Here is a 23,437-nt window from a genome sequence, read left to right on the forward strand (position 1 = left end):
GAGTTGTATGAAAGCGCGAGATATATCAGTACTTCTGGGAGTTATATTAGTAATTATCATGTTAGTGATTCCACTGCCAGGAGCACTTCTTAGCTTTTTTATATTAATTAATATTATCTTAGCGCTAATTGTTATTTTAGTTGCAATGAATACTACAGAACCATTGCAGTTTGGTGTATTCCCAACATTAATCTTATTGTTAACATTATTTCGACTTGCGTTGAATGTATCTACAACTAGATCGATACTTTCTGAAGCAGAAGCTGGTGGAGTCGTTGATACGTTTGGAACGTTTGTTATTGGAGACAATCCATTTGTTGGTTTTGTAGTATTTATCATATTAGTAATTATTAATTTCTTAGTTATTACAAAAGGTTCTGAGCGAGTTTCTGAAGTGGCTGCAAGATTTTCCCTTGATGCTATGCCAGGAAAGCAAATGAGTGTAGATGCTGATTTGAATGCTGGACTTATTTCCGAAGCGCAAGCAAAAGAACGTCGTGAAAAAATTGAAAAAGAAGCAGATTTCCATGGTTCGATGGACGGTGCTAGTAAGTTTGTAAAAGGGGACGCCATTGCTGGAATTATTATTGTTATCATCAATATATTATTTGGATTAATTATCGGAATGGTGCAAATGGGAATGTCCATGGATGAAGCAGTAAATACATTTATGAGATTAACAGTTGGTGATGGATTGGTAAGTCAGATTCCCGCACTTTTAATTTCAACTGCAACAGGTATTGTAGTTACACGTTCTGCAGGTAACAATAACTTAAGTGCTGATGTTATGGATCAATTATTACAGTTTCCGAAGCTACTTTATATTGCAGGAGGAACTATTTTCTTATTAGGTCTAACTCCAATTAATTTTTTCTTAACAACTAGTTTGGCGGCGATTTTAATATTAGGTGGGTATTGGATGCAAAACCGGGCAACCAAAGAGGAAGAACCAACGGTTGAAGAAGAGGAAGAAACCGAATCTACTGCATTAAAACAACCAGAAAATGTAGTCAGTTTATTAAATATGGACCCTATCGAGTTTGAATTTGGTTATGGGTTAATTCCACTAGCTGACACAGCACAGGGTGGGGATTTACTTGATCGTGTGATTATGATACGTCGTCAATTAGCAATTGAGTTAGGATTAGTTATCCCGGTTGTAAGAATTAGAGACAATATCCAATTAAATCCAAATGAATACCGGTTGAAAATTAAAGGCAATGAAGTCGCTAACGGGGAACTAATGTTAGACCATTATCTAGCAATGACTCCAGACTTTGGCGAAGAAGAAATAGAGGGAATTGACACGAAGGAACCCGCTTTTGGACTACCTGCAAAGTGGATTAATGAGGAGATAAAGGATGAGGCGGAATTATCTGGCTTCACGGTGGTTGACCCACCTTCTGTAGTGTCTACACATATCACAGAAGTAATTAAGCGTCATGCACATCAGTTATTGGGTAGAGAAGAAACAAAACAATTAATTGATCACTTGAAGGAAAGTAATCCAATTTTAGTTGAAGAAGTAACACCAGAACCATTATCTACAGGTGATGTACAAAAAGTTCTTGCGAAACTGTTACGTGAAAGTGTCTCTATTCGTAATTTACCGATCATATTTGAAACATTAGCTGATTTTTCTAAAATGACTAATGATACAGAGTTACTCGGGGAATATGTAAGACAATCACTGTCTGCACAAATTACGAAAAATTACGCACAAGATAATAATCAAATGAAAGTTATAACTGTATCAGGAAAAGTAGAAAAAACCATTGCTGATAACATTCAACAAACAGAACATGGAAATTATTTGTCTTTAGACCCAGAAACACAGCAAGAAATAGTAAAATCAATTCATGCCGAAGCAGAAAAGTTATCATTACAAGAAGAAACAACCATTCTTATATGCTCTCCTGCTATAAGAATGTACCTAAAACAGTTACTAGATCGATTTTTACCTCAAGTTGTTGTTCTATCGTACAATGAACTCGAACCAACTGTTGAAGTTCAAAGTGTAGGGGTGGTGAATATTGCATGAAGATAAAAAAATATACAGCACCAACAATGCCAGAAGTGATGAAAGAAGTAAGGAAAGATTTTGGAACAGATGCAGTAATTTTGCAATCCAAAGAAGTAAAAAAGGGTGGTTTCCTTGGTCTGTTTAAAAAGACATTTATTGAAGTTGTAGCTGGAGTAGATCCAGAACCAATTATTAGTAAATCATCCCCTAGTGAGAAACAAGTTACAGAACATACTCAACAAAGTCATAACAGAAAAGTGAAAGAAGAAAATCCACTTCGGGAAGAAATTCTAAATTTACAGCGTTTGATTGAAGTACAAGGAAGAACAAGTAAACAAGAATTTACACCTGTTTATCAATTAGCCTATGAGCACCTATTAGCGCAAGAATTATCGCCATCAATTGCTGGGCAATTAATTAAAGACGTAAAAAATGATGAAACGAATCAAGATAAGTACCATGATCAAGAGACAATTTTAATTAAAGTAAAACAATTAATATCTAACAGACTAGAGCAAGTGGATATCGGGTTTACTTATGATCATCGAATTATTCAATTTGTTGGACCGACAGGGGTTGGGAAAACGACAACCATCGCAAAAATTGCAGCGAAACTTTATTTAGAAGATAAAAAGAAAGTTGCATTTATTACATTAGATACTTACCGTATAGCGGCAGTAGAACAGTTGAAAACTTATGCAAAAATATTACACATCCCCGTAGAGGTGGCATATAGTAAGGAAGATTATCGAAAAGCAGTAGAGAAATTTTCTTCTTTTGATGTAATTTTAGTAGATACTGCAGGTAGGAATTATCGAGATAATCAGTATATGAACGAAATAAAAGAATGGCCAAGTTCTCTTAAAGTGACCAATTATTTAGTGTTATCGATGACCTCTAAGCCTAAAGATATGTTGGATATATATAGGCGATTTCAATTACTCGATGTTCATGGTGTTGTCTTTACAAAATTAGATGAGACGGAACAATACGGGAACATTTTAAACATTTGTTGGAACAATAAAATAAGAATTGGTTATTTGACAAATGGACAAGATGTTCCAGAAGATGTCATACAACCATCTGTCGAAGAAATGTCGCATCTAATTCTAAGTGATAACAATGAAAATTGACCAAGCAGAGGGGTTGCGAAAAAGGCTAAGTGATTCCGTTCACCAAGCGAAAACAGTAGCTGTTGTAAGTGGTAAGGGAGGAGTAGGGAAATCAAATTTTGTTGTTAATTTTTCTCTACAACTGATAAAACGAAATAAAAAAGTATTAATCTTAGATTTAGATATCGGAATGGGCAACATTGATATTCTAATAGGAAATCGTTCTACTTATTCTATTGTTGATTTACTCAAAAACGATATACCACTTAATAGTTTAATAGAAAAGGAATCAAATGGTTTACATTATATTGCCGGTGGTTCGAGTTTATCCCAGTTATTCAAATTAACTGATCTTCAAAAAACTAGATTTTATGAAGCTTTTGATACGCTTATACATCAATATGATTATATTTTTTTTGATATGGGAGCAGGAGCTACTGAAGAGTCCTTATTTTTCACACTATCAGCTGAAGAATGTATTGTTATCACAACGCCAGAGCCGACATCCATTACAGATGCATATGGGATGGTAAAGCATATCGTATCCAGAAATGATCAACTTCCTATTTATGCAGTTTTAAATAGATGGAACAAAAGAAGTGATGGGATAGCCTCATTAAAAAAATTCCAAAATGTTATCCAACAATTTTTATCTGTAGAGGTAAAAGCTCTTGGGGTTATTCCGGATGATGTATTAGTTGTAAAGGGAGTTACCGCACAACAGCCGTATTCTGAAGTTTACCCAAGATCTAAAGCCTCAAAAGCTATAACACATTTAGCAGATGTTTACTTGCAAGAAAAAAGGAAGAGTAATTCCGCAGACACAAGCTTTCTAGGTAGGTTAAAGAACTGGATGGAAGGGTGATCTTATGAAAAAAGTTCGAGCAATAGTGATTGATGACTCGGCATTTATGAGGAAAATAATTTCCGATATTTTAGATAACGACCCAAGAATTGAAGTAGTAGCTGTTGCTTGCAATGGAGAAGATGGACTAAACAAAGTCATACAGTTATCTCCAGATGTGGTAACGCTTGATGTCCATATGCCTAAAATGAATGGCCTGCAAGCTTTACAACGAATTATGAATGAACATCCCGTTCCTGTTGTAATGTTATCCAGTGTTACGAAAGCAGGAGCAGAAAAAACAATTCAAGCCATTTCAAGTGGTGCAGTAGATTTTATCATGAAGCCTTCGGGATCTATTTCATTAGATATTCGAGATGTAGAAGAAGAAATTCGTAAGAAGGTTATATTGGCTTCTACGGTAAAGGTGAATCCTACCCAAGAAACCGCGGAAGATAATATACAATCAACAAAGACCATAGCTAATATAGATAGAAAAAAAAGATATCGAAGAAGTATAGTTGCTATAGGTACTTCTACCGGAGGACCAAAAGCATTACAAAAGGTGTTAATGGAATTGCCTAAAGATATACAAGCTCCAATCGTTATTGTACAGCACATGCCGCCTGGATTTACAAAATCATTAGCTGACCGATTAAATTCGATTTGTGCAATTTCAGTTAAAGAAGCTGTTCACGGAGAAATATTGCAATCTGGAACAGCTTATATCGCACCAGGAGGATTTCATATGAAGGTGGAGAATGTAGGCATGTCCTTAGCAATAGCATTAGATAAATCTCCTCCGTTAAAAGGGCATCGACCGTCTGTAAATAATCTTTTCAGTTCTCTTCAACATATTAAAAACTACAACAAGATTATCTGTATTTTAACAGGAATGGGCAATGATGGAACAGACGGTTTACAGCAATTGAGATTACATGATGCATCTGCTATTTCGTTAGCTGAATCTGTAGAGACTGCGATTGTATATGGCATGCCAAAAGCTGCGGTGAATGCTGGATTAATCGATTATGAAATCTCATTACAGGAAATACCTGGTTTGATTGTAAAACAATTAAGATAAATTATAGGAGGTATACAAAATGGAACAAGGAACAATAAAGAGCATTAAAATGATTGTTTTTGACTTAGATGGTGGGGAATACGCACTTCCTGTTGAATGGATTGGCTCTATAGAGAGTATGATGCCTATTACTCGCATACCTCATAAGGAAGATTATGTGAAAGGAGTCATCAATCTACGCGGAGTGGTTATTCCAGTTATTGATTTACGTCTAAGGTTAGAAAGAACGAAAACAGATATTAATGAAAATAAACGAATTATCATTTCAAGAGTCGGAGATCAAGAAGTAGGATTAATTGTTGATGAAGCAAATGATGTAATAGATATCCCAGTAAATATTATAGAGGATGCTCCTGAAGTTATTGATTCTGTAAAACCAGAATATCTAAGTGGAGTAGCAAAAATAGATGATCGACTATTAATCTTACTAGATATGCATCACGTCTTATCACTAGACTCAGAAGATTCTACTTGGTTGGAAGAAGAGGAATGAGTAGAAAGCGATTAAATGAAGATCAACGTGACGTGTTGAGAGAAATTGGCAATATCGGTGCTGGAAATGCTGCGACTGCCTTATCCCAGTTGCTTAATCAAAAAATTGACATGAAAGTACCGAAGGTAAACGTAGTTGGTTTTGATGAAGTCATGGATTTGATTGGTGGTCCGGAACAAACAATAGTAGGATTAATGTTTCGTATTAATGGAGACATTCCTGGGACAGTGTATGTAATATTACAAATTGAAGAAGCAGAATATCTTGTGCGTAAATTGACAAATAATCCAGATTACTCTTTGTTTGATAATACGGAAAACCAAGAAATTGCAATATCTGCATTAAGTGAGATTGGCAATATTTTGACAGGTACTTATTTATCCGCATTGTCCGATTTTACTACCATGAATTTGCAACCTTCTGTCCCTTATTTAGGCATCGATATGGCAGGTGCAATTTTAACTGTAGGATTAATTGAGATATCTCATACAAGTGATTATGTGATTATTATCGATACAGAAATGCATCAAGATGATAAACAATTTGAAAAAATTAGTGGTAAATTTCTTTTTATACCGGATCCAGAATCTTTCCATAATCTATTTACAAAGTTAGGAATTGACTATAATGACTAGCGTAAAAACCACTGTTGTTAAAGTTGGTATTGCGGATTTGAAAATTATCCAATTTCCCCAATTGATTCGTACATCTGGATTGGGATCTTGTGTTGGGACTGTTATATATGATGAAATAAAAGAAATTGCGGGATTATCGCATGTATTGTTACCGAATTCGCAACAAGGAAAGCAAACAAACACTAACCCCTATAAATATGCAGATACGGCTATTCCTTATCTATATCAAGAACTTATTAAACGAGGAGCAGAAGAATCATCATTAAAAGCTAAATTAGCCGGGGGAGCTCAAATGTTTCAATTACGAACTGGTACTGACATGATGAGAATTGGCCCTAGAAATGTAGAATCCGTAGAGCAGGCATTAACCGAACTTGGTGTACCTATTGTAAGTAAGGATGTTGGTGGTAACGTTGGTAGGACAATTGAGTTTGATCCAAGATCTAAACTACTTGCTGTTCGAAAAATAAATCAAGAATCAATGATGATTTAAATCCAGAAATAAGAATAGAAAGGGGAGCTTCAAGTGAATATGACAAATTCTCCTCTGGAACAAAAACTGTGGGACAAATGGAAAAATGATCAGGACGGGGATGCAGCCAATCAGTTAATTAATAATTATATGTATCTTGTTAACTACCACACTGAACGTATTGCAAGTCATCTTCCAAATAACGTAGTGAAAGATGAAATAAGAAGTTTTGGTATTCTCGGACTTTATGATGCGCTAAAGAAATTTGACCCCTCCAGAGATTTAAAATTTGATACGTATGCTTCTTTTCGGATAAAGGGTTCGATTATGGATGGCTTAAGAAAAGAAGATTGGTTACCTCGATCTATACGGGAAAAGACAAAAAAAGTAGAACAAGCAATTGAAGAATATGAACAAAGCCATCAAAGAGAAGCAAATTCTTCAGAAATTGCTAAACTAACAGGTATGAGCACCGAAGAAGTAGAAACTACGATGAAAGATGCGTTATTTAGTAATATTTTATCCATTGAAGAAAAACCAAAAGGTAACTCCGATCAATTAAAAGAAGGCATTGGATATTCGATTTCTGATGAAAGAGCTATATTGCCAGAAAACCATATTATTAATGAAGAGTTAAAAGAGGAGCTTATTCAAGGAATTAAACTATTAAATGAAAAAGAGCAGTTGGTTGTTAGTTTGTTTTATAATGAAGAACTTACATTTACTGAAATTGGCCAAGTCGTTGGATTAACTACTTCAAGAATCTCACAAATTCATAAACGATCTATCTTTAAATTGAAAAAAACGTTAGAAAAAATACAAGCTATGTAGTAGCTTGTACAAAAGCGATAAAGTGAAACTTCATTCAGTGGGGTTATTACTGCCCGTCATATACGGGAAAAGGGGTAAAAGGGATGAAAGTAGATAATTCGTGGAGAATTTATACGAGTAAAGACAAAATGGCTGCCTATATAGAAATAGAAAAAGAGGCATTATCAGAAGAAGATATAGCATTGTTTCATGAATCAATTGAAAACCAACTTCATGAACATGGAATAGTTCATGGTATCAAGGAAGATATATTAACTAGCATCGATTTAACTGTTATAGAACCTATTCTTATAGCAGAAGGTACGAAGCCAATAAATGGTGAAGACGGTAGGCTAGAAATTCTAGCAAACTTAGACACTTCTATTAATCGAGAGGAGCATTGGGATTATCGAGAAGTTATGCGAATACCGAATGTCACAAAAGGTCAATTGCTTGCCAAATTAATCTTACCTAAAAAAGGTGTAGATGGGGTAGATGTTACAGGAAGAGATTTAAAGGCGAAGGATGGAAAACAGAAGAAGATTCGAGCGGGAAAAAATGTTGTTTGGAAAGAAGATGTTCATTCTTTTTATGCTGTTAGTGATGGACAAATTAGTATTAACAATCAGCAAATTCAAGTATTACCTGTATTTAAGGTGAATGAATCGATATCCATGAAAACAGGGAATTTGGATTTTGTTGGTAACATTGAAATACAAGGGGATGTACCGTCTGGTTTTGAGATTAAAGCAGAAGGTGATATACGTATACAAGGCATGGTAGAAGGGGCAACAATAATAGCTGGTGGATCTGTTTTTATTATGGAAGGTATAGCTGGGAAAAATATCGGAAGTATTCAAGCTGGAAATGATATTGTACTTGGTTATTGTAATCACTCTCATATACAGGCTGGGAATGATTTATATGTAGAAAAATCGATTCTTCATAGTGATTGTACAGCAATCGGGCATGTGTTTTGCAAACTAGGGAATATCATAGGTGGAACAGTATCTGCTGGGAAAACAATGGAAGCGAAAGACATCGGAAACCGATTAGGAATTACGACAGAGATTGCATTTGGAATTAATAAGAATGAATATGAAAAAGAAAAACAATTACTTAATCGAAAAAAGACTTTAGAAGAAGATGTTGAAAAAATACGAAAAGTTGGTGACAGATTACGTAATGGAAGTATAGATAATGACCCGAAATTACGCTTATCATTGTTGCGACAAAGAAAATTATTAAAACAAACAGAAGAAGAACTGCAATTAATTGATCAATCTTTATTCGTAATTCAATCGACAATTGGTTCTGAAAATAAAGCATCTTTAACTGTCCGAAATTTCATTCATCCAAATGTTATTATTTCTTTTGGAAAATATAAAAGAATTATTAAAAGTGCTCACCATTTTGTCAAAATCCAAGTATCAAAGAATGAAATTGAAATTATTCCGTTATTTGAATAATTAAAGGAGATGCTTGTATGGGTTGGAAATCAATTGAGATGCAAGTAGCGTTACCTCGAGTTCAAGATGCAGGAAAGATACAGGATCAAATGGATAAACAAGGACAACATCTTCAGGAATCGCTAGCGCAGTTACAAGCGAAAAAACAAGAACTGAGAAGTAAAAAGGTGAATGAATTGAATCATACATATAAAGTAGATTCAAACAACAAACGTAAACATGAGAGTAAAGATGAAAATAAAGATGACAATCAAGAGCAAAAGTCAGAGCATCCGTTTTTAGGAAGCAAAATTGATTATAATGGATAGTTTAGGGGTGAATTATGTCTTCTCTTTTATGGATTATCAGTTTTTTATTACACATGATTGCCTTATTAGCAATTTATAAATTATTACAACAAATTCAAGTCTTAAAGCAACGACCTGCTTCTGAATCGAATATAGATTCAAAACTAAAACATTACATAGAAGAAATTAGACAAGAGAACCAAAATCTACAAGCGTTAATACAGAAGGGGGCTACTCCTGATCAAAAGCAGCAAAGTAATGGTGTATTAGAAGAATTTAATCTCCAAGAGGAGCCATTTAGTGAACAAATAAAAGAGAACTTCTCAAGTGAAGATGCAGAAGATACAGTTGAGGCATCATTGGAAGCACGAGTATTACAACTTTATAATCAAGGCAAAACAATTGACGAAATTGCAAGTGAATTGGAATGTGGCAAAACAGAAGCTGAGATTATTATAAAGCTTCATCAAAAAAATGTTTGAAATAACTTGCTTCACTAATCATGTTGTGGTATAGTAACTTTTGGTGTAAATAGTCTAGTCATGAACGATTAGAACAAAAAACACACGTATAGGGATTTGTAGGATTGGTGCTGATATGAATCAGTGTTTCTACAAAGAAGATCTATACGGAGGAAAAAACCATTAGGAGGAATGCAACATGGCAGCAATTTCAATGAAACAATTGCTAGAAGCTGGTGTACATTTTGGACACCAAACTCGTCGTTGGAATCCGAAAATGAAGAAATATATCTTCACGGAGCGTAACGGCATTTACATCATCGACTTACAAAAAACAGTTAAAAAAGTGGATGAAGCATACAACTACGTAAAGGAAATCGCATCAAATGGCGGTACAATCCTTTTTGTTGGTACAAAAAAACAAGCACAAGATTCTGTGCGTGATGAAGCAATCCGTTCAGGTATGTACTTTGTAAATCAACGTTGGTTAGGTGGAACATTAACAAACTTCCAAACTATCCGCAAGCGTATTAATCGTTTGAAATCCATTGAGAAAATGGAAGAAGATGGTACATTTGAAGTATTACCTAAAAAAGAAGTTGTAAATCTATTAAAAGAAAAAGAACGTTTAGTGAAATTCCTTGGTGGAATTAAAGAAATGACTAAGCTTCCAGATGCATTATTTGTAATCGATCCTCGTAAAGAGCGTATTGCAATTGCTGAAGCTCATAAACTAAACATTCCAATCATCGGAATTGTAGATACAAACTGTGATCCAGATGAAATTGACTACGTTATTCCAGCTAATGACGACGCTATTCGCGCCGTGAAGCTTTTGACTTCAAAAATGGCAGATGCTATTTTAGAAGTGAAACAAGGGGAAGAAACAGAAGTAGTTGAAGAAGAAGCAAACGAAGCTGTTGCTGAAGAAGAAGCGGCAGAAGAAGTTTCAACTCAAGAGTAATCATTGAAAAGGTGAGGGTGATAAGAGGATAGAAGCCTTTTATCACCCTTTTTTAAAGAATTAAATTATTGATTTTAAGGAGGACCATACATGGCTATTACTGCACAAATGGTAAAAGAACTACGTGAAAAAACTGGTGCTGGAATGATGGATTGTAAGAAAGCACTTCAAGAAACAAATGGTGACATTGGACAAGCAATTGATTTTCTACGTGAAAAAGGAATGGCAAAAGCTGCGAAGAAAGCAGACCGTGTAGCAGCAGAAGGATTAACTCATATTGAAGTTGATGGTAACAAAGCTGCTATTATTGAAGTAAACTGCGAAACTGATTTCGTTACAAAAAATGATCAGTTTAAACAATTATTAACGGATCTTGGAAAACATTTAGTTGCTCACCAACCTGCTTCTGTTGAAGAGGCTCTTCAACAAAAACTGCACGGTGATGGAGATACAATTGATTCTGTAATTACAAATGTTGTTGCAAAAATTGGTGAAAAAATCTCTCTTCGTCGTTTCGAAGTAATTGAGAAAACAGACAATGATGCATTTGGAGCATACTTACACATGGGTGGGCGTATTGGAGTTCTTTCATTACTTGAAGGTACTACAGATGAAGAAGTAGGTAAAGATATTTCCATGCATGTAGCAGCAGTAAATCCTCGTTACGTATCTCGTGATGAAGTAGCTGAAGAAGAAGTGAACCGTGAACGTGAAGTATTAAAAACACAAGCATTAAATGAAGGTAAACCAGAGAAAATTGTTGAAAAGATGGTAGAAGGTCGTCTAGGCAAGTTCTTTGAAGAAATTGTATTATTAGAGCAAAGCTTCGTAAAAGATCCAGACCAAAAAGTGAAAAAATATGTAGCAGATAAAGGTGCTACTGTAAAAACTTTTGTTCGTTATGAAGTGGGCGAAGGAATGGAAAAACGCGAAGACAATTTCGCAGAAGAAGTAATGAGTCAAATTAAAAAATAGTTGCAACAAATTAGGGGACATTAATTTGTTCCCTATTTTGGCAAGTAAGGGTATTTTTAAGCTTTACCATATAAGTGTAACTGGAACTTTAACGTATGGTTTACCAAGCTTATTAATTAGTAAAAGTGATATAATAGTAAAAACTTTTTCTCTGGAGGTTATTATGACGACAGCACGTTACAATAGAGTTGTGTTAAAATTAAGTGGAGAAGCTTTAAGTGGTGATCAAGGATATGGAATCGATCCAAAAGTAATCCAATCTATTTCAAAACAAGTAAAAGAGGTTGCCGACCTTGGTGTTGAAGTTGCCATTGTTGTAGGCGGAGGAAATATTTGGAGAGGTAAAGTCGGTAGTGAAATGGGAATGGATCGTGCATCCGCTGATTACATGGGAATGCTTGCTACGATTATGAACTCTCTTGCATTACAAGATGGTTTGGAAACAATCGATGTTGAAACAAGAGTGCAAACATCCATTGAGATGAGACAAGTTGCAGAACCTTACATAAGAAGAAAAGCTATTCGCCATCTAGAGAAGAAACGTGTTGTCATTTTTGCAGCAGGAACGGGTAATCCATATTTCTCAACAGACACTACTGCCGCATTAAGAGCAGCTGAAATCGAAGCGGAAGTAATTTTAATGGCAAAAAATAATGTTGATGGAGTATATACGGATGATCCTAAGATAAACAAATCAGCTAAGAAATACGAATCGTTATCATATCTTGAAATGTTAAATGAAGGTTTAGGTGTAATGGATTCAACGGCTTCTTCATTATGTATGGATAATAATATTCCATTAATTGTATTCTCAATTATGGAAGAAGGAAATATTAAACGGGTCGTTCAAGGTGAGACGATCGGAACAACAATAAGGGGGAAATAAAAATGTCAGCTTCTGTATTAAAAGAGATGGAACAAAAAATGGATCAAGCGGTACAAGCTTTTTCTAAGAATTTAGCTTCCGTAAGAGCAGGACGTGCTAACCCAAGTATTTTAGATAGTGTGTTTGTAGATTACTACGGTGCTTCTACACCTTTAAACCAATTAGCAACAGTTGGAGCTCCTGAAGCAAGACTCTTAACAATCACTCCATATGACAAAACTGCATTAGGTGATATCGAAAAAGCAATTCAAAAAGCAGACCTCGGTCTATCTCCATCTAGTGATGGTAATATTATTCGAATTAATATTCCTGCACTAACACAAGAGCGACGTAAAGATCTTGTTAAAGTGGTTGGAAAGTACGCAGAAGAATCTAGAGTTCAAATCCGTAATATTCGTAGAGACACAAATGATCTGTTGAAAAAAATGGAGAAAAATGGTGACTTGACGGAAGATGATCTTCGAGGTTTCCAAGATGATGTTCAAACATCTACAAATGATTATATTAATAAAATTGATCAATTAGCTAAAAATAAAGAAAACGAAATTATGGAAGTGTAATTACGGCCTTTTATCCTCAGTTTATTCTGTACAAGTTACTGATTGTAAGAATGAAATAGGATGCTTAATTAATGAATTTCTCTTAAGTTTTAATTACAAATTCCAAAAGGTATTTCACTTTGGTAAATTATTCTATAAAAAAATCGATTTTCTAGATGACAGTTTTCTTCTTACGTAGTAAGATGCCATTAAGCCCTCTTATTAAAGGGGGCTTTTGTATTCTGTTAGGAAAGTCGTTATAATTGGGTAAATGAGAATAGTCATTTACAATATATTCATTTGGCATGGTCATGCCTTTCATACCTTTTTCTTCAAGTTAGAAAGAAAGGTTTGTGAATTAACAACCATTCGGGGGACGGATTATGTCTATCAAAATTCCTTTTTTATCAAAACAAGTAAAAGAAACGGAACTAGAAGATTGGGATAACATTCCCAGTCATGTTGCTATCATTATGGATGGTAACGGTCGTTGGGCACAAAAACGAGGATTACCTAGAATCGCTGGACATAGAGAAGGTGTGTCTACAGTAAATCGAATCGTCAAAGCCGCTGTTAATGCAAATGTAAAAGTATTGACACTTTATACATTTTCTACAGAAAATTGGAAACGACCGAAATCTGAAGTTGATTTTATATTGAAATTACCAAAAGAGTTCCTGCATGTATATTTACCAGGTTTAATAGAAAATAATGTTCGTGTACAAACAATTGGTGATTTTAATGCAGTACCTAAGCATACACAGGATGCGATAGAATATGCCATGGAGAAAACGAAGGACAACGATGGTTTAGTACTTAATTTTGCGCTAAACTATGGAAGTAGGTATGAAATCATACATGCAGTAAAACAAATAGTGCAAGAGACGAAAGCATCTGAATTTGACGTAGAACAATTAGATGAAAGTTATTTCGAGAAACATTTATTTACGAACGGTTTATCTGATCCAGATTTATTGATTCGTACTGGAGGAGAGTACCGTCTGAGTAATTTTATGCTTTGGCAGCTTGCTTATACGGAATTTTGGTTTACCGAAAAACTCTGGCCGGAATTTGATGAAGATACATTTCTTCAAGCGTTGATGGAATATCAACAACGAAAGAGGAGATACGGAGGTATATAAGGTGATGATTTTTTAATGAAGCAAAGAACAATTACAGCATTACTCGCACTATTAATCTTTGTCCCATTCATCCTTATCGGTGGACTTCCATTCATGATATTGATCTATCTAGTAGCTACAATTGGTTTATTAGAGCTATTACGGATGAGGCATATTGGAAATTATATATTTCCTTATATTTTATCAGTTTGTTTAGTTTGGCTAATACTATTACCGACTTACTATGGTGCAATATTTAATTGGTTTACAAGATATGAGCTAATTGCTTTATTAATCTTAATTTTATTAGGTTATACCGTATTAGTGAAGAATCGTTTTACGTTTGACCATGTTGGTTTTGTAATTTTAGCCGCATTCTATGTAGGTCTTGGATTTTATTATCTGTTGGAAACACGAAACGGAGATAATGCATTAAATAATATTTTATTTGCCTTCTTCATTGTTTGGGCAACGGATACTGGAGCTTATCTATTTGGTAAAAAATGGGGAAAACGTAAGCTTTGGCCAACCATTAGTCCAAAGAAAACAGTAGAGGGGGCATTGGGTGGAATACTAACAGCTTGTATCGTAGCAACTGTATTTCATTTGATTTCCCCATTTGAACATACATGGTTAATTGTAATTATTGTAACGATATTGGCATCGATTTTTGGGCAAATTGGTGATTTAGTGGAATCAGCATTTAAACGAAATTATGATGTGAAAGATTCAGGTAATATACTACCTGGTCATGGTGGAATATTAGACCGATTTGATAGTATGTTATTTGTTTTTCCGTTATTACATTTTATACATTTTTTCTAAAATAAATTTAGACGATTTTAGTCGAAAAGGTTAATCTTAACCTTTTCATGAATATAATTAACGGAGAGCTTGTATACTTAATTCGAATGCCTGCTCCACTAAAAGGAAGGTGTTATTATGACAACGGTTGTTGCATTTATACTAATGTTTGGAGTTTTAGTTTCCATTCATGAATGGGGACATTTAATTTTTGCAAAACGAGCAGGTATGCTCGTAAGAGAATTCGCAATCGGTTTTGGGCCTAAAATCTTTTCCTTCACTAAGAATGAAACCTTGTATACGATTCGTTTAATTCCTGCTGGTGGGTACGTTCGTGTAGCTGGTGAAGATCCTGAAATTATTGAATTAAAACCTGGACATCATATTGGTCTTGAATTTAATCAAGATGGTAAAGTGTCTAAAATCATTGTAAATAACAAATCAAAGCATCCTTATGCTAGAGTCATTGAAGTAGAAAATGTAGACCTAGACCATAAATTAATAATTGAAGGATACGAATTAGATGATGATGAAACCCGATTATCTTTCGATGTTGATGAAAAAGCAATGTTTGTAATGGACGAGCGTGAAACACAAATCGCTCCATATAATCGACAGTTTGCTTCCAAGTCTACAGGTAAACGTGCTATGCAATTATTTGCTGGGCCAATGATGAACTTTGTATTAGCGATAGCGATTTTCCTTATTTTAGGGATTATTCAAGGTGTGCCAGTGGAAGAAGCTAAACTTGGTGAAATTCAACCTGATACACCAGCTGAACAGGCTGGTTTCCAACAAGATGACGTTATTACACAAATAGGTGATCAGTCCATTTCTACTTGGGAAGAATTCACTTCCATTGTTCGTGAAAACCCTGGACAAGAATTAGATATGGTGGTTCAACGAAATGGTGAATCACAAGATATATCTGTTGTTCCAGGTGAAGCGGAAGCCGTGAATGAAGTTGGGGATCCTATTACAATTGGGCAAATTGGGGTGTATCAAGGGTTTGAAAAAGACGTATTAGGTACGTTTGTTTATGGAATTGAAAGAACGTATGATACAACCACCATGATTATACAAAACTTATTTATGTTAGTAACAGGGCAAGTTTCTATTGAGCTTTTATCGGGGCCGGTTGGTATTTATGACGCTACAGACCAAGTGGTTCAGACTGGTTTTTCAAACTTCCTTTTATGGACAGCGATGTTAAGTATTAACTTAGGAATAATTAATCTAGTTCCATTACCAGCTTTGGATGGTGGACGTTTGCTCTTTGTAGGGCTCGAAGCTGTTCGCGGGAAGCCGATTGCTCCTGAGAAGGAAGGTATATTCCATTTTGTAGGGTTTGCTTTACTAATGTTACTAATGATTGTAGTTACATGGAATGACATTCAGCGATTATTCTTGTAAAATATATTAAGAGAAACTAGAGGTTGGGACTAAATAAAAAGTTTTGTTCAAAAGACGAACGGATATTTTGAATTAGTGTAAGAAATATACTTAGACTATGGAACAAGGACAAGGTAATCCACCGTAAAGCAAACGGAGGTTTCATCTGCCACCCATTAGATAAGCGAAGTATATTTTTGAAGCTATTTTCAAACACCGTTCATTGGAAGATATCTTTTGATTAAAAACTTTTGTCTCAACCTCTTCCTTTTTGATTCATCTTTCTTTAGAGGAGGGCAAGAAGTGGACATTTCAAAGAAGGAAAAGCTAAAATTATTACTAGAGCAAATTCAGATGCCAGAGAACGAAATCGAAGCACATTTTTCTGATTCATCTCTACAAAAAGTAGAAGTACATAAAGCAGATAAGAAATGGAATTTTTATATAAATATAGATCATGTACTTCCTTTCCAAACTTATCAATTGTTTCATCGTTCTCTTAAAGACTCCTTCGCATCCGTTGCAGAGGTAAGTTTAACTTTGTCTGCTGCAAATAAACATTGTCCGGAAGGCGATATACAAATATATTGGAAGCATTTTATTGCACAAACCTCTTTGTCTCCTGCTTACCGTGATCTAGTATTGGATCAAGCTCCCAAAGTTTCCAATAATAAGATTATGTTAACTGCTAGAAACGAAGCGGAAGCATCAGCATTGAAGAAAAGGCTTGAAACTAAATTTCATCAGTTCTGTTTGTCAATCGGAAGTCTACCATACACGCTTGAAGTTGAAGTGAAAACTAACACAGAAGCAATGAAAGAATTTCGAGATAAAAAAGCACTCGAAGACCAACAGTTAGTTATGAAAACTGTACAAGAAAAAGAGAAAAGAGATAAGGATAAGTCTGTTCCAGATCAGCAACCATTAGCAATTGGTTATAAGATTCAAGATGAACCAATCACAATGGATCAGATCATCGATGAAGAGCGTCGCATAACTGTCCAAGGATATGTATTTGATGCAGAAGTGAGAGAATTACGTTCTGGAAGAAGTCTACTAATTATTAAAGCAACAGATTATACAGATTCAATCCAAATAAAAATGTTCTCCAAAGGTGATGAAGATGCAGCTAAATTTGCATCAGTGAAAAAAGGCATGTGGGTAAAAGCAAGGGGAAGTATTCAAACCGATATGTATACGAATGAACTAGCTATGATGGCCAAAGACATTCATGAAATTCATGTAACACAACGTATGGATGAGGCTGCGCAAGATAAAAAGCGTGTTGAACTTCACACACATACGACGATGAGTCAAATGGATGCAGTTGTTTCTCCTGAAGCCTTAGTAGAAAGGGCTGCGAAATGGGGACATAAAGCAATTGCTATAACAGATCATGCCGGCGTACAAGGATTTCCCGATGCGCATAATGCAGGGAAAAAGCATGGTATTAAAGTACTTTATGGAGTAGAAGCGAACCTTGTCGATGACGGCGTACCGATTGCTTATAACGAAGCGGATCGAGATTTATATGAAGATACATTTGTTGTATTTGACGTAGAGACAACCGGTCTTTCTGCTGTTTACGATACAATTATAGAATTAGCAGCAGTAAAAATTAAAGGCGGAGAAATTGTTGATCGATTTGAGTCATTTGCAAATCCACATCATGCATTGTCTCAGACAACTATAGATTTAACTGGTATTACAGATGATATGGTAAAAGATGCTCCTGAAGTAGCTGATGTTCTAAAGGATTTTCATACATGGATGGGCAACGATATATTAGTAGCACATAATGCTAGCTTTGATATGGGATTTCTTAATCAAGGATTTCAAAGAATCAATTATGAGAAGGCATCCAATCCGGTAATTGATACATTAGAATTAGCACGATTTTTATTACCTGAACTACGAAATCATCGCTTAAATACACTTTGTAAGCATCTTGATATCGAATTAACACAGCATCACCGTGCAATCTATGATGCTGAAGCAACAGGATATCTACTTTGGAAATTGGTTCAACGTTTAGTAGAAAAAGAAATTAGCAATCATTTAGAATTGAACAATCATATGGGTGAGAATAATGCATATCAACGTTCAAGACCATACCACTGCACATTATTAGCACAAACTGAAGAAGGCTTAAAGAACTTATATAAATTAGTATCTAGAGCTCATATTGATTTCTTCTACCGGGTACCTAGATTACCTCGTTCTGTATTGCAAAAACACCGCGAAGGAATTTTAGTTGGAACAGCTTGCGATAAAGGGGAAGTATTTGAGACCATGATGCAAAAATCTGAGGAAGAAGCAGAGCAAGTTGCTGATTTCTATGATTATATTGAAGTACAACCACCTGAGAACTATACCCATCTTATTGAAAAAGATCTAGTTCAAAACGAATCGCAAATCTTAGACATTTTACGAAAACTCGTCAATCTCGGAGATAAAATGAAAAAAAACGTAGTTGCTACTGGTAATGTACACTATTTAGATAAACATGATAAGCAATATCGTCAAATCTTAATAGGTTCGCAAGCAGGAAATCCATTGAGTCGCCATAAGTTACCAGATACTCCATTCCGTACAACGAATGAAATGATTAAATGTTTTCACTTCTTAGGTGAGAAAAAAGCGAATGAAATTGTCGTTGAAAACAGTCAACAACTAGCAGATTCCATTGAAGAAATTTCACCGGTGAAAGATGGTTTGTTCACACCAAATATTGAAGGCGCTGAACAAGAGATGCGTGATTTATGTTATAACAAGGCCAAAGAGGTATATGGAGATCCTGTTCCACAAATTGTTGTCGATCGTTTAGAAAAAGAACTTGAAAGTATCATTGGTAATGGGTTTGCAGTCATCTACCTCATTTCTCAAAAACTTGTAAAGAAATCTTTAGATGACGGATATCTTGTGGGATCACGTGGTTCAGTTGGTTCTTCTTTTGTAGCAACCATGACAGAAATTACAGAAGTAAATCCATTGGTACCGCATTATGTTTGTAAAGAATGTCATTACCATGAATTCTTTACCGATGGTTCTGTTGCTAGTGGATTTGATTTACCGGATAAAGAATGTCCTGAGTGTGGGAAACCCTTAACGAAAGATGGACAAGATATTCCATTTGAGACATTTTTAGGGTTTAAAGGAGACAAAGTTCCTGATATTGATTTGAACTTCTCTGGTGATTACCAACCTCGTGCACATAATTACACGAAAGAATTGTTTGGTATTGATAATGTATATCGTGCAGGAACGATAGGAACTGTTGCTGAAAAAACTGCTTATGGATATGTAAAAGGATACGCTTCAGATAATCAGTTTGTGTATAAAAATGCTGAAGTAGACCGGCTTGTACAAGGATGTACTGGAGTAAAACGAACAACAGGACAGCATCCTGGAGGAATTATCGTTGTTCCTTCTGATAAAGAAATCTATGATTTCACGCCAATACAATTTCCTGCAGATGACCGTAATAGTGAATGGAGAACAACGCACTTTGATTTCCATTCCATTCATGATAATTTGTTGAAACTTGATATACTAGGACACGATGATCCAACAGTCATACGTATGTTGCAAGATTTAAGTGGCATGGATCCAAAAACTATTCCGACCGATGATGAAGAAGTAATGAAAATCTTTTCTGGTACGGAATCATTAGGAGTAACACCGGAACAAATAAATTGTAAAACCGGTACATTAGGAGTACCTGAGTTTGGTACCAAATTCGTTCGACAAATGTTAGAAGATACGAAGCCAAAGACCTTTGCAGAGCTACTCATTATTTCTGGATTGTCACATGGTACGGATGTATGGCTTGGAAATGCCCAAGAGTTGATTAATGATGGCATCTGCCAATTACCAGACGTAATTGGATGTCGTGATGATATTATGGTTTATTTAATGCATAAAGGATTAGAACCATCGATGGCATTTACAATTATGGAATTTGTTCGTAAAGGAAAAGGGCTTAAAGATGAATGGATAGACGAGATGAAAAAACATGATGTACCAGATTGGTATATCGAATCTTGTAAAAAAATCAAGTACATGTTTCCGAAAGCACACGCGGCTGCATATGTGTTAATGGCTGTTCGAATCGCTTATTTCAAAGTTCATCATCCGATTCTATTTTACGCTGCATATTTTACAGTACGTGCAGATGATTTTGAACTTGATACGATGATCAAGGGTTCTGAAGCAATTCGTAAACGAATGGAAGAAATTTCTGTTAAAGGTAATGACGCATCTCCAAAAGAAAAGAATTTACTTACAGTACTAGAAATTTCACTAGAAATGTGTGAACGAGGTTTTTCTTTTAAGAAAGTTGATCTATATCAATCAAGTGCGACCGACTTTATTGTTGATGGAGAAAGTTTATTGCCTCCATTCAATGCAGTGGATGGATTAGGCACAAACGCAGCATTAAATATAGTAAAAGCGAGAGAAGAAGGGGAATTCTTGTCTAAGGAAGATTTAAGAGAGCGTAGTAAAATTTCGAAAACGGTATTGGAATACTTGGACAATCATGGTTGCTTAGAAGGAATGGAAGATAAAAACCAGTTATCCTTATTCTAATACGTATTGTATAGCATAGTTTTTATAATAAAAGGATATCCTATAAACAGATGTTGACTAGATTAATAAATCGTTCTATTACACAAGTACTAGAGCCGTTTGCATTGGTAAGATAACTATGCTATACTATTTTTTGGAAAGAACGTTCGATACGTACGGTTTAAAAGAGTGGGTGAATCGCCCACTCTTTATTCTTACCCATTTCCATGAAGAGTTTAGCTTCCCCCTAGCCGATACATCTGGCAGGGGTTTTATATTGAATGAATTTAATTTAAGTCGGAATTTAAGGAGGATGAGAGTATGAGTTCTCATGTGGTTTCTTTAACGGAAGAGTTGGTTACTCCAATTTTAGAAGAAAAGAATCTAGAATTAGTAGACATTGAATATGTAAAAGAAGGCAAAAATTGGTTTCTACGTGTATATATAGATAAAGAAGGCGGTATTGACATCATGGAATGCGGAGAAGTTTCAGAACTTCTAAGTGAGAAGCTTGATGAGTCAGATCCAATTACAGAAGCATATTTCTTAGAAGTGTCTTCTCCAGGAGTAGAACGTCCACTCAAGCATAAAGAAGACTTTGACTCCAGTATAGGGAAAAATATCTTTGTGAAATTATATGAGCCTATTGATGGAAGTAAAGAGTATGAAGGTACATTACAATCCTTTGATGGAGAAATTGTAACAATGGAATATAAAGTGAAAACGCGTAAGAAGCAAGTAGAGATACCTTATAACAAAATTGCCAAAGCAAGAATTGCTGTTACGTTTTAATAAAAGGGGGAAAAGTAAAAGTGAGCATGCAGTTATTTGATGCGATTGAGAATTTAGCAAAAGAAAAGGGAATTGATAAGGATATCTTAATGGAGGCCTTAGAAGCAGCCTTAATCTCAGCGTACAAGAAAAACTTCAAATCTGCTTCCAATGTAAGAGTAGAGTTGAATGAAGAAACCGGAAAAATGGCAGTTTATGCACGTAAAACAGTAGTAGACGAATTAGAAGATGTACAACAAGAAATTTCTTTAGATGAAGCAAAAAAAATTGATCCAAACTATGAAGTGGATGATGTTATCGAGGTAGAGGTAACACCAAAAGATTTTGGCCGTATCGCTGCACAAGCTGCAAAACAAGTTGTGACTCAACGAGTTCGAGAAGCAGAAAGAGGTGTGATTTTCTCTGAGTATGTTGATCGTGAAGAAGATGTCATGACGGGTATAATTCAACGAAAAGATCCACGCTTTGTATATGTTAATTTAGGTAAGATTGAAGCAAAACTAGCTGAATCTGAGCAGATGCCTACAGAGGAATATCATGTGCATGACCGTTTGAAAGTGTTTGTTACGAAAGTAGAAAATACAAGTAAAGGTCCACAAATCTTTATTTCTAGATCCCATCCTGGTCTATTAAAACGACTATTCGAAATGGAAGTTCCAGAAATTTATGATGGAACTGTAGAAATAAAGTCAGTAGCTCGTGAAGCAGGAGATCGCTCTAAAATTTCTGTGTATGCATCTGATCCGGAAATAGATCCAGTTGGTTCTTGCGTTGGACAGCGTGGACAACGAGTTCAGGCAATTGTAACTGAACTAAAAGGTGAAAAGATAGACATTGTTCAATGGTCAGAAGATCCAGTAGTATATGTATCTAATGCATTGAGTCCATCAAAAGTAGTTAAGGTGTCCGTGAACGAGGAAGAAAAATCAACGACGGTGGTCGTTCCAGATTACCAGTTATCCCTAGCAATTGGTAAGAGAGGCCAAAATGCCAGATTGGCAGCTAAATTGACAGGGTGGAAAATAGATATTAAAAGTGAATCCGAAGCAAGAGAAGAAGGATTACTCGATGAAGGTGAATCCTATTCTGACAATGAAAATGACTTGTTTGAATAAGGAGGTAAATGTCATTGGTTAAGAAGAAAAAGGTTCCAGAGCGTAAATGTATAGTCACCAATGAAATGAGACCGAAGAAAGAATTAATACGTGTCGTTCGAAATAAGGAAGGGGAAGTATTCGTCGATCCATCAGGTAAGAAAAATGGTAGAGGAGCGTATCTTTCCAAAGATAAAGAAGTAATTGACCAGGCAAAACAAACAAATGTATTGAATCGAACTTTTAATACAGAGATTGATGAATCTCTTTACGAAGATTTGTTACAAGTAATAGAAGGCACGTATCATGAATCCTAATTACCTAAATATTCTTGGGCTCGCAGTACGTGCACGTAAATGTGCTTTTGGTGAAGAGACAATCTTAAAAGAAGTTCGTTCTAACCGTGCAAAATTGGTCTTGTTAGCAAGTGATATTGGACCACAAACGAAAAAAAAGATAACGGATAAATGTAATTATTATAAAATTCCGTTTCGATTTGTTGATGATCGTGATACTATTTCACATTCAATCGGAAAGACCCATAGAGTAGCTGTCGCTATTTTAGATGCAGGCTTTGCAAAAAAGCTCATATCTCTAATTGGGGAATAAAT

General features: G+C 35.3%; 23 protein-coding genes. All 23 read left to right on the forward strand.

Going from position 1 to position 23,437, the window contains the following annotated elements; genetic code table 11:
* Window positions 1-7: 7 nt before the first annotated feature.
* A complete protein-coding gene (gene flhA / locus C794_RS08390) occupies window positions 8-2,041 on the forward strand; it encodes a flagellar biosynthesis protein FlhA (RefSeq protein ID WP_017796688.1) in 2,034 nt (677 codons plus the stop codon).
* Complete coding sequence (gene flhF, locus C794_RS08395; RefSeq protein WP_017796689.1) at window positions 2,038-3,156, forward strand: flagellar biosynthesis GTPase FlhF; 1,119 nt, start codon at window positions 2,038-2,040, stop codon at window positions 3,154-3,156. The genes flhA and flhF overlap by 4 nt, the downstream gene beginning before the upstream one ends.
* Window positions 3,146-4,000 carry a MinD/ParA family protein gene (locus C794_RS08400; protein WP_017796690.1) on the forward strand — a complete coding sequence of 285 codons (855 nt, stop codon included), beginning with the start codon at window positions 3,146-3,148 and terminating at the stop codon, window positions 3,998-4,000. The genes flhF and C794_RS08400 overlap by 11 nt, the downstream gene beginning before the upstream one ends.
* Window positions 4,001-4,004: 4 nt before the next feature.
* Window positions 4,005-5,063 (forward strand): protein-glutamate methylesterase/protein-glutamine glutaminase, encoded by a 1,059-nt coding sequence (locus tag C794_RS08405; RefSeq protein ID WP_017796691.1) that lies wholly within the window; start codon window positions 4,005-4,007, stop codon window positions 5,061-5,063.
* A gap of 19 nt (window positions 5,064-5,082) precedes the next feature.
* On the forward strand, window positions 5,083-5,556 hold the full coding sequence (locus tag C794_RS08410) for a chemotaxis protein CheW (RefSeq protein ID WP_017796692.1): 474 nt from the start codon (window positions 5,083-5,085) through the stop codon (window positions 5,554-5,556).
* The gene (locus tag C794_RS08415) at window positions 5,553-6,191 is read left to right on the forward strand and encodes a chemotaxis protein CheC (protein ID WP_017796693.1); all 639 of its coding nucleotides are present in this window, start codon (window positions 5,553-5,555) and stop codon (window positions 6,189-6,191) included. The genes C794_RS08410 and C794_RS08415 overlap by 4 nt, the downstream gene beginning before the upstream one ends.
* On the forward strand, window positions 6,184-6,684 hold the full coding sequence (locus C794_RS08420) for a chemotaxis protein CheD (protein WP_017796694.1): 501 nt from the start codon (window positions 6,184-6,186) through the stop codon (window positions 6,682-6,684). The genes C794_RS08415 and C794_RS08420 overlap by 8 nt, the downstream gene beginning before the upstream one ends.
* Before the next feature lie 33 nt (window positions 6,685-6,717).
* The gene (locus C794_RS08425; protein ID WP_017796695.1) at window positions 6,718-7,494 is read left to right on the forward strand and encodes a FliA/WhiG family RNA polymerase sigma factor; all 777 of its coding nucleotides are present in this window, start codon (window positions 6,718-6,720) and stop codon (window positions 7,492-7,494) included.
* Window positions 7,495-7,577: 83 nt separating this feature from the next.
* Complete coding sequence (locus tag C794_RS08430) at window positions 7,578-8,942, forward strand: DUF342 domain-containing protein (protein ID WP_017796696.1); 1,365 nt, start codon at window positions 7,578-7,580, stop codon at window positions 8,940-8,942.
* Window positions 8,943-8,959: 17 nt separating this feature from the next.
* Window positions 8,960-9,250 carry a hypothetical protein gene (locus C794_RS08435; protein WP_017796697.1) on the forward strand — a complete coding sequence of 97 codons (291 nt, stop codon included), beginning with the start codon at window positions 8,960-8,962 and terminating at the stop codon, window positions 9,248-9,250.
* A gap of 14 nt (window positions 9,251-9,264) precedes the next feature.
* The gene (locus C794_RS08440) at window positions 9,265-9,711 is read left to right on the forward strand and encodes a DUF6115 domain-containing protein (protein WP_017796698.1); all 447 of its coding nucleotides are present in this window, start codon (window positions 9,265-9,267) and stop codon (window positions 9,709-9,711) included.
* Window positions 9,712-9,889: 178 nt separating this feature from the next.
* Entirely contained in the window at window positions 9,890-10,654 is a 765-nt protein-coding gene (gene rpsB, locus C794_RS08445; protein ID WP_017796699.1) for a 30S ribosomal protein S2, read from the forward strand.
* A gap of 90 nt (window positions 10,655-10,744) precedes the next feature.
* Window positions 10,745-11,629, forward strand: coding sequence for a translation elongation factor Ts (gene tsf / locus C794_RS08450; RefSeq protein ID WP_017796700.1), 885 nt, complete (start codon window positions 10,745-10,747; stop codon window positions 11,627-11,629).
* A gap of 163 nt (window positions 11,630-11,792) precedes the next feature.
* Window positions 11,793-12,515 (forward strand): UMP kinase, encoded by a 723-nt coding sequence (pyrH, locus tag C794_RS08455; protein ID WP_026133765.1) that lies wholly within the window; start codon window positions 11,793-11,795, stop codon window positions 12,513-12,515.
* Window positions 12,516-12,517: 2 nt separating this feature from the next.
* A complete protein-coding gene (frr, locus tag C794_RS08460) occupies window positions 12,518-13,075 on the forward strand; it encodes a ribosome recycling factor (RefSeq protein ID WP_017796702.1) in 558 nt (185 codons plus the stop codon).
* 362 nt (window positions 13,076-13,437) lie between these two features.
* Window positions 13,438-14,196, forward strand: coding sequence for an isoprenyl transferase (locus C794_RS08465; protein WP_017796703.1), 759 nt, complete (start codon window positions 13,438-13,440; stop codon window positions 14,194-14,196).
* Between the two features lie 15 nt (window positions 14,197-14,211).
* Window positions 14,212-15,000 (forward strand): phosphatidate cytidylyltransferase, encoded by a 789-nt coding sequence (locus tag C794_RS08470; protein ID WP_017796704.1) that lies wholly within the window; start codon window positions 14,212-14,214, stop codon window positions 14,998-15,000.
* 117 nt (window positions 15,001-15,117) lie between these two features.
* On the forward strand, window positions 15,118-16,392 hold the full coding sequence (rseP, locus tag C794_RS08475) for an RIP metalloprotease RseP (RefSeq protein WP_017796705.1): 1,275 nt from the start codon (window positions 15,118-15,120) through the stop codon (window positions 16,390-16,392).
* 282 nt (window positions 16,393-16,674) lie between these two features.
* Window positions 16,675-20,961 (forward strand): PolC-type DNA polymerase III, encoded by a 4,287-nt coding sequence (locus C794_RS08480; protein ID WP_017796706.1) that lies wholly within the window; start codon window positions 16,675-16,677, stop codon window positions 20,959-20,961.
* Between the two features lie 300 nt (window positions 20,962-21,261).
* Window positions 21,262-21,732 carry a ribosome maturation factor RimP gene (rimP, locus tag C794_RS08485; RefSeq protein ID WP_017796707.1) on the forward strand — a complete coding sequence of 157 codons (471 nt, stop codon included), beginning with the start codon at window positions 21,262-21,264 and terminating at the stop codon, window positions 21,730-21,732.
* Between the two features lie 20 nt (window positions 21,733-21,752).
* Window positions 21,753-22,847, forward strand: coding sequence for a transcription termination factor NusA (gene nusA, locus C794_RS08490; protein WP_017796708.1), 1,095 nt, complete (start codon window positions 21,753-21,755; stop codon window positions 22,845-22,847).
* A gap of 14 nt (window positions 22,848-22,861) precedes the next feature.
* Window positions 22,862-23,143, forward strand: coding sequence for an RNase P modulator RnpM (gene rnpM, locus C794_RS08495; protein ID WP_017796709.1), 282 nt, complete (start codon window positions 22,862-22,864; stop codon window positions 23,141-23,143).
* The gene (locus C794_RS08500; protein WP_017796710.1) at window positions 23,133-23,435 is read left to right on the forward strand and encodes a YlxQ family RNA-binding protein; all 303 of its coding nucleotides are present in this window, start codon (window positions 23,133-23,135) and stop codon (window positions 23,433-23,435) included. The genes rnpM and C794_RS08500 overlap by 11 nt, the downstream gene beginning before the upstream one ends.
* The last annotated feature ends 2 nt before the right edge of the window (window positions 23,436-23,437 follow it).

Source organism: Oceanobacillus kimchii X50 (genome assembly GCF_000340475.1).
GTDB lineage: Bacteria > Bacillota > Bacilli > Bacillales > Amphibacillaceae > Oceanobacillus > Oceanobacillus kimchii.